Source organism: Coprococcus intestinihominis (assembly GCF_040096555.1).
GTDB lineage: Bacteria > Bacillota > Clostridia > Lachnospirales > Lachnospiraceae > Coprococcus_A > Coprococcus_A intestinihominis.
Genome location: NZ_JBBMEK010000132.1, coordinates 1 through 8,712 on the forward strand (window position 1 = coordinate 1; position 8,712 = coordinate 8,712).

The window sequence follows — 8,712 nt, forward strand, 5'->3', positions numbered from 1 at the left end:
GATATTGAATATATTGCAACTCGTAATGCGATTATGAAAGCTGGAAAGATTATTGATGTGGGAACAACAAGCGATTTGGTAAAACAGATTGAGGGGAAAGTATGGAGCTGTGCGATTCCTGCTCATAAGATGATGGACTATGAAATGCGTCTGAGGATTATCAATCAGCGAGGCGAGGACAATAATCAAATATCTATTCGTTATCTTGCAGAGCACTCCGAAGTAGAGGGTTCCATTCTTGCGGAGCCGCGTTTGGAAGATTTGTATTTATGGTTGTTTCCACAAGAAGATGTCGAAAGGGAGGAAAAATAATATGCGTTTATTTTGTTTAGAAGTAAAGCGTGTCCTGAAATCACGACGCACACTTATCTTAATTGCTGTGGCTCTGGTTATGTCTGTTGTTATGGCATATCTGCCGATTGCTTTTGAGTCCATAAATCGTCCAAACCCAGATGGAACAAAAACAGAACTTGATGGTATGGAGGCAATCGAATTTAAGCGTGATTTATATTCTGCTATAAATGGCGAAGTTACTCCAGAAAAAGTGAGTGAGGCTTTGAGAATTTATCAAAGTTTGATAAACGAATATGGTCCTATGGAAAGTGACACATTTCCGCTTTCTGTCAGTATTAAACAGATTGTACCTATTCGTCCATTGCTTAAAGCGTTGCCAGAACTATATGCTGATCCGTTAACTGGAATAGGACCTGATCTTATGGATATTGATCCAGAAGATGTTGCACAAAATTATTATCAGAAATGTGAAACTCATCTGGCAGATGTTATGAGGAATGAGCAACGCAATCATCCGGCCGCACAACAACAAGCCTTAGAACAATATAAAAAAGTCGATATGCCATTTCAACTTTATGCAGGATATTCCAAAGACGCGTTTGACTATGTTGAGCTTTATATTATGATTTTGGCAATTTTATGTGTTTCCATTATCACGCCTATTTTTTCTGGTGAATATCAATCAGGCGCGGATAGTATTTTGCGTTGTGCAAAGCATGGTCGTACCAGATTAGCTATTACAAAGATATTGGCTTCCAGTATGATTGTGATGGTTGTGTATACTATGTGTATTACACTGCACTTAGCAATTTCAGATATCACATTTGGAACAAATTGTTTACAATCTTCTGTTCAAATGTTGTTTTCTATTATTAACTTGCCAAACTGGGACTTAGCACAGATGCAGATTGTTATTTCGTTAGTAGGGTTGATATCTGTTTTAGCTTGTGTTTACTGTACTTTTTTTTTATCAGCAAAATGCAAAGATACATTGACGGTATTGTTGATTGCTATTGGCATAGTCCTTATTCCGACTTTTGCTTACACAGCATTAGGGGTAAATTGGATTTCAGCTATTTTTCCATCTGCGGGACTTGGTATGCAAAATAATTTTCTGTATCAACTTATCAATTTTAATTACCTACATATTGGGGGAATGAGTTTTTGGACACCGTATACTATATTAATTTCCGCATTGATTGAGATTCCTGTTTTCTTATTTCTTACAGTTCGAACTTATTGTAGGCACCAGATGTAAATATAAGGAAAAAGGGCTATATTCATAAAGTATAGAGGATTTATTACATCAAGTATCGAAATTGTTACATCAAAATATATTTTGGGGGATTTATTGATATAATCGGTTCATAATAAAAAATCCAAATGAAAGGAGTGTTTAGAGTGAAAGAGCAGAAAAAAATATCTTTAGAATCGCTGGTATCTGAAATCGAAAAAAATGGAAGAATTGGGCGCTTGGGTAAAGTTTTTAAGACAGAAAAAAATTATTATTTTTATGATACAGGAACTGGAAAAGTTGCCAAATTAAATTCGAACGTTTACATTGTACTGAAAAGTTTATTGGAGGGAATGCCAGTCGAAGATATTAAAAATCTTCAATTAAGTAAAAGTGAGTTTGAGGATGCAATTTCAGAAATTAAGTCGGCAATGGAAAATGAACATATTTTACAAGCTCCACCATTAAAAACGCTGACAGGTGATGCAGTAACAGAGTTAGATGATATTCTTGAAAATAAGGTTGAGAATGTTACTCTTGAAGTTACTGAAAAATGTAATTTACGTTGCAAATATTGTATTTATCATCCTTCTCATCCAGAATACAGGGCGTTCGGACATGAAAACATGAAATGGGATGTTGCAAAAAAAGCTATTGATTTTTTAAAAGAGCATTCCCAAAATGCAGAAAATAGGCACATTGGATTTTATGGTGGAGAACCTTTACTAAATTTTGAACTTATTGAAAGAGCAGTTGAATATGCTAAAAAATTATTTGGCGAGGATATGTCCTTTGCAATCACTACAAATGCAACATTGGTAAATGATAAGATCGCAGAGTATTTTGCCAAAAATAATTTCAATATTATTATTAGCTTGGATGGTCCTCAGGAAATGCACGATGCAAATCGGCTTATGGTTAATGGGACAGGTAGCTTTGAAAAAACAGTTATGGGAGCAAAAAAACTATTTGAAGCATTCCATAAGGAAGGAAAGAGTTCTAAGATTGGATTTAATATGGTTGTATCGGGACCAGGTTATCTTGAACAGTATACAAAAATTCAGGAGTTTATCGAAAAAAGTGAATGGATTCCCAAAGACGTTATGATTTTGACTGCAACGGTAGATCATGGACCGTCAGAGAGTGATTACTTTTTACCGCAAGGAAAAGAAGATAGATGGTTTATGGAAGAGTTTTATGAACCTTTAATGAAATGGGAAGAAGTGTATAAATCAAATCCAGATAATACAGAAAAAACTTTGTTTACGGATGGTTATATGGATAAGGGAATGATGATTATACACAAACGCTTGTTGACAGAAACACCTATTCAACAGTATGGAATGAATGGATGCTGCGTGCCGGGACAAAGAAGGATTTATGTCACTACAAAAGGTGAATTTTTACATTGTGAAAAAGTAGGAAATATACCTTGTTTAGGCAATGTGAATGAGGGATTTGATAAAGAAAAAATTAAGAAACTTTATGTTGAAGACTTTATAGAAGAAGCAAAAGAGTATTGTAAAGAATGTTGGGCAGTTAATTTATGTACATTATGTTATGTTAATTGCTACGATGCTAATGGATTACATCTTTCATATCGACATAATTCATGTCGAAACGAAAGAAAGTATTTGGAAGACAATTTAAGACGATATCATGCATTAATGGAGGCAAATCCAAGCGAATTGGAACAATATAATGAAATGGAAATTCATTAACAAAGGTAAATACGTTTATATTTACATAGATGTATTTAAATTACAAAGAAAGGAGGAATCGTTATGAAGTTTGTAAATCCAATTGGAAGAACACCTGGATCAGGAGTGCAGCCGAGAGCATGCATGTGTACTGATGGATATGCAGGTTACAGAGGCAATGATGATGGTTGTGTTCATTGTGGCTGTGGCTGTGGTGGCGAAGGAGAGTATCGTACAGGTAACAGAGTAAATGCTGTTGCTACATTCCGTTCTAGTACTCTCTAAGAGGTAGTAAAAACGAAGGCGTAGTACTATATGTGCTACGCCTTCACTATATAGGAGAAAAATCATGCTAAAAAAAAATAAAAAGGAATATTTTTTTGATTTATTATACGATAAGATTAATTTGTAAAATATGTAAAGCAAAATTTATTCTGGCATTTATTTTGTCTATAATAAATGGAATTCTTCCTGTTTCGTCCTTATTGGTAATGCAACAGTTGTTAAATGAAATACAAAACAAGACACAATCATATCAATATGTGGTGTATCTTTTGATTTTATATTTCGGGCTAATTATCTCGGAATCGCTTTTACAGAATTTAGCAAGCTATAATTTAAACAATTTAAACAATCATTTAGTTTATGGAATAAATTACATTCTTATGAAAAAATGTGGGGATTTATCATTGGAAATGTTAGAGAGAACAGAAACATATGATATGATAAATCGTTTAGAACAAGAAATTGGAAATAAACCATATCAGACCATGCAAGGGGTATTAGGCTTAGCATCTAATTTAGTTTCGTTATTTTCAGCCGCAATGATACTACTTTCATGGAATCCAATTCTTGTGATTATAATGATTGCTGTGTCAATATTAATGTTTATAGGACAAATTTATGTTGGTAATAAAGAATTTCTAATGAGATATGAGCGCAGTGGAAAAGAAAGAAAAGCGTGGTATTATACATATTTACTTACACATGATACAGCATTTAAAGAGGTAAAAGCATATGGATTAAAAAAATATTTGCTGGATAAATATTGTAGCTTAGTCAAAACTTTCATAAAACAAGCCAATGAAATTGAAAAAACCAGAGCTGTTTTAAATATGATTATTTCGTTTATACAAGATATAGTTTGTATAATTATAATGATTATTGCAATATATTTGGCTTACGTAGGGAAAAAAATGATAGGAACCACTATGTCATATTTAAATGCTGTGTCCATGATGCAAAATGCTACAAATAGCATTGCCTCTAATGTTTATTCTATTTATAACGCAAATTTATATATACAATTACTAAAAGATTTTTTAGAAATAAAAGAAGGGGAGAATGCGTTAGGTGGTACAAAAGTAGATAATATAAAGACAATTGAACTAAGAAACGTATCTTTCGATTATCCTCAATGTAAAATGGCACTATCTACCATTAATTTAAAAATTAAATCAAACGAACAGATTGCAATTGTAGGAAAAAATGGATCTGGGAAAAGCACTTTATTTAAAATTTTATGTGGGTTATATAAACCTACTAGTGGGAAGCTATTTGTTAATAATCTTGATTTGGAGAATATTGATGTAAAGAGTTACAGGAATTGTATATCTGTTCTTTTTCAAGATTTTTTAAAGTATGAAGGTACATTGGAAGAGAACGTTTATATAGGAGATATTAGTACAGAAGTCGATGAAAATAAAATTAAAAATTCATTGTGCAAAGCAAACGTTGATTTTTTAAAAACCGAAAGAGGATACGAACTAAAAAGAGGATTAGGAAATTGGTTTGATGAAGGAGGTCAATTATCAGGTGGTCAATGGCAGAAAATAGCGTTAGCAAGAACCTATTATAAAAATGCAGATTTATATTTGTTGGATGAGCCTAGTTCCGCATTAGATGTAACAGCAGAAACCAAAATTTTTAAGAGTTTTTTTGAGGTGAGTAAAAATAAGATAGCAATATATATAACCCATAGAGTAAAAATTGCACAGGATGCTAATAAAATAATTGTATTAGATGGGGGTAAAATAGTAGGTATAGGAACACATGCAGAGTTATTGAAAAATTGTAGTGTATATCAAGATTTATATAATCAAGAGAACCTAAAAAATAAAGGGTAATGCATGATGCCTACTCTCCTTTTGGAAATAGAGAGAAATGCTGCTGTTCTAACATTTCCCAACAATTATTTATAGGATGAATATTCGGTGGATATGCACAACTTTAAAATTAGGCGCTTGCATAAAACGGAACATATCTAATCTGAAAAGTAAGAAGCATATTCATATTATTGTGAACTTCTGTGAAAATTAACGCTCGATTGAAACAACTGAGTGTTTTCAATGTTTCCATCGGATTTAAAGTAAAATTCTGAGAGTTAATTAACTCTACGAGGAATTTATAAAATTCACTGTAAACGGCTGAAATAAACTATTTTTAGAAAATGAGAGTTAATTTTTCAGGAAGTTCACAATTATAGAAAAGATGGCAGAGATAGAAATTATGTAAAAAGTAAAAATAACTAAAAAAGTGCCGGATGTTGGATATTTCGTTCGGTATTTCTTTCTGGAATGGGAACAGTTAGAAATTTATAAATCAAGAGGAGGCATACAGATGAAGTATGTTTTTCCAGAATATAAAGAGAATGTAGTTTTGGGCGATGGAAAACTGCAGTTAAATCCAATGTCCTATCAGGTTATTTACGAAGGAAAGGAAATAGATTTAACGCCCAGGGAATTTGAAGTTCTGTATCTTTTAGCCCAAAGGCCAAATTGGGTTATTCCAAAGAAGAATATCTATTGTTCGGTCTGGGAGAGTAATTATTATGATGATCAGATTCCGTACAAAACAGTGGAACACGTAGTATGGAAGATACGAAAAAAGATGGGGCATGATATTATAGAAACATTGATCAATGTAGGGTATAGACTAAAAAAGATGTAAAGGCAGGATAGTGTGAGTAAAAGTTTTTATATTCTGATTGAATTTTTGGGAGATACGCCATATAATATTGGCAACTATAAGAAAGCGCGTACATACGTCATTTGACTAAATATCACGTTGTAACTAGAAATTGAGATAAACTCTTACAGAGCTTTTGTGGACTATCCAAAGAAAAAGGAGGCTGACTATGAACGTATATGAAGAAATAGATCAGGAAACAATGATGTTGCTTTTAGATTCCTTGTGTAAACGGACAGTGGAGGGAAAACAGATATGGGAAAATATGGAGTATAATCCTATTTCCTTTTTACAGAAAGATATTTATGAAAAAGAAGGTACCTGTATATCACAAATGTTTGAAGCAACGACAGTGTTCAATAACATTGAATATGAATTAGAGCTTTCAGAGTCAATCGAACTTCCGTCTGGCAAGGGAGATATTTTTGGAACAATTTCTTATGAAACAGAAGACGGAAAAGAGAATACGTATGATTTCTCTTTGTCTTTTGATGTAGAGAAATATGATGATGCGAATGCGGAAGAATTGCAGGGGATTTTTGGGAGCTCAATCATTGTACAGTTTACAGATGCAATAGTGGGAATATTTGAAAATTCAGATGCGGTAGCTGAGGGATTTGCTTATGCAAGATACTATCATCAAACAGGAATTGATTCGGAATGGGAAACCAATCCTCTTGTGAAACTTGGTGAGAAACTGATGCAAGAGCACGCAATGCTGGATTTTCATAAAATAGTATTGGATACAGCTTCTAGGGAGCGTTTATTGAAACGGTAAGTAACGGGTTATAATAAGATACAACCAATCAATTTTTTGTGGAAACTATTGATATTTCTTAGGGTATCGCATATAATATAATTAAGCCAAAAGGTTTCGTGTAGCGGCACGTAAAAGCTGTACTGTGCCCGGGCAGGGTAATTACTGGGACTATTTGATACTCGGAAGGGTATTACGCCCACACCAGGGAGATACGGTGAGTCCGCGCCGGGGACTCAATGATACCGGCGACATTTTAGACATTCGGAAGGATGTCGCGGCTGACAGCCAGCATAAAACCGCTTTTTAAGATTATGGGCACTGGATAACAAAAAAGTTGTCCAGTGCTGTTTTTTTATACTATAGTGATGATTGGGAAAAGATAGATGGGAAAACAACAGGATAGAGAGAAAATTGTACAGGAGATTAAAGTAGCTGCTGATCTGTATAGGAAGCATTTAGTAGGTAAAAGATTTCTATATGTATTTGAAGGCAGATATATTGAGGTGCTTTATAAAGCTGCCAATTTTAGGCACTTGACAGGTGTGGCCACGAACCTTTCAGCAAAAAAGTTTTATAGTTATGCAGCAAAAAAAATGCTTCAGGCTTCGCAGATATTTTTTACACCGCAGCACCCTTTTTCATTGTGTAAGCGTAAGATTAAGCATATCGGACAGATTGCAATGCTGGCTGGCTCAGAAGGATTTATGCTGGAAGAGATTGTCACAGACACGAGAACTTATAAGTTTGGCACAACAGATCTTAATTTTACTCTATGCTTAAATAAAGAGTATGATGATAAGGGGCAGCAAAAGGGCGATTGCTTTGTAGTAGAATCGCTGCGAGATGAAGATTGCTTTTCTAAAAGTAGAACAGCATATACAGTAACTCATATTTTTTCAGCGCCGAATGATGCGAAAAAATATACAAATTTACTGTTTTTAGATGAAAATGCAACGGTAGACGGTCTTCCAGATGAAATTAAAAACATGCTGGATCAAACTTTACTACATAAATAAAAATGGAGAGTACAGGTCTTGGCGTATAGAAAATACTGCAGGATCTTCTTACGAAAGAATTTTTTAAGATATGAGAGAAAAGAGGTGCTTTCTATATGGCTACATCAAGTATCCTTACAGAGCTTGTGATTGAAGACCCCAAAAAGGCAGAAGCATTTATTAATGCACTGGAACTGTCCAGTCAAGATCCAGTATGCAGCCCGTCTGCCCCGTTCATTCCCATATTAGATAGTGTGGAAGAGATACGGAGGTTCCTGGAAAGAAAAAACAAGTAAGCCTATGTATTGGCAAATATCTTAGATGAATAGAAGCTATTGGAGAGGAGTCGATATGTGACGTTCTCTCCTTTTTTATGCCTAATTGAAGAGATAATGCAGTGCTTTTTCGTAAATGGTGCAAAAATCGTTTTCAACTCGTTCAGATATAATAAATCTCTAAAACCAAAAAAGGAAAGAAATGGTAATGAAACTGGGAAATCTTGCCTCCATAGTCCATTACCAGGGAAAGGATTTGTAATTATAATAGAGCCTGTAATCAACGAGGAGATAAAAGAATGCAGAATGAACTTTATATTGTAGCAGATGCCATAAAAGCCTTGCGGGAATCCAGGGGACTGACTCAGGAGCAGCTTGCAGAGAAAGCAGATATTTCCGTATCACATCTGGCGAAGATTGAAACACATGCCAGACTTATGGGAATGAAAACTTATATCCGGCTGTTGGAAGCTATGGATATTCCCAT

General features: G+C 34.2%; 9 protein-coding genes and 1 pseudogene. All 10 read left to right on the forward strand.

The genetic code is table 11. The features are described 5' to 3' along the window. Positions 1 to 312, forward strand: a pseudogene (locus WMO25_RS10660) (ABC transporter ATP-binding protein); the annotation flags it as partial. A gap of 1 nt (position 313) precedes the next feature. Further along, positions 314 to 1,552, forward strand: coding sequence for an ABC transporter permease subunit (locus WMO25_RS10665; RefSeq protein ID WP_055056051.1), 1,239 nt, complete (start codon positions 314 to 316; stop codon positions 1,550 to 1,552). A 143-nt stretch (positions 1,553 to 1,695) separates the two neighbouring features. Then, positions 1,696 to 3,249, forward strand: a complete 1,554-nt coding sequence (locus tag WMO25_RS10670; RefSeq protein ID WP_227159163.1) for a radical SAM protein — start codon at positions 1,696 to 1,698, stop codon at positions 3,247 to 3,249. A gap of 123 nt (positions 3,250 to 3,372) precedes the next feature. Beyond that, positions 3,373 to 3,513 carry an Apre_1838 family putative sactipeptide bacteriocin gene (locus tag WMO25_RS10675; protein ID WP_242856411.1) on the forward strand — a complete coding sequence of 47 codons (141 nt, stop codon included), beginning with the start codon at positions 3,373 to 3,375 and terminating at the stop codon, positions 3,511 to 3,513. Between the two features lie 95 nt (positions 3,514 to 3,608). Further along, on the forward strand, positions 3,609 to 5,354 hold the full coding sequence (locus WMO25_RS10680; RefSeq protein ID WP_349085327.1) for an ABC transporter ATP-binding protein: 1,746 nt from the start codon (positions 3,609 to 3,611) through the stop codon (positions 5,352 to 5,354). Between the two features lie 493 nt (positions 5,355 to 5,847). After that, entirely contained in the window at positions 5,848 to 6,177 is a 330-nt protein-coding gene (locus tag WMO25_RS10685) for a winged helix-turn-helix domain-containing protein (protein WP_055056048.1), read from the forward strand. 187 nt (positions 6,178 to 6,364) lie between these two features. Then, positions 6,365 to 6,973 (forward strand): hypothetical protein, encoded by a 609-nt coding sequence (locus tag WMO25_RS10690; RefSeq protein ID WP_055056047.1) that lies wholly within the window; start codon positions 6,365 to 6,367, stop codon positions 6,971 to 6,973. A 365-nt stretch (positions 6,974 to 7,338) separates the two neighbouring features. Beyond that, positions 7,339 to 7,971, forward strand: coding sequence for a PBECR4 domain-containing protein (locus WMO25_RS10695; RefSeq protein ID WP_026648508.1), 633 nt, complete (start codon positions 7,339 to 7,341; stop codon positions 7,969 to 7,971). Positions 7,972 to 8,066: 95 nt separating this feature from the next. Then, positions 8,067 to 8,246: a hypothetical protein gene (locus tag WMO25_RS10700; RefSeq protein WP_118340128.1), complete on the forward strand. Its 180-nt coding sequence runs from the start codon at positions 8,067 to 8,069 to the stop codon at positions 8,244 to 8,246. Between the two features lie 278 nt (positions 8,247 to 8,524). Further along, positions 8,525 to 8,712 (forward strand): helix-turn-helix domain-containing protein (locus WMO25_RS10705; protein ID WP_349085328.1); only part of this gene is annotated, 188 nt, incomplete at its 3' end.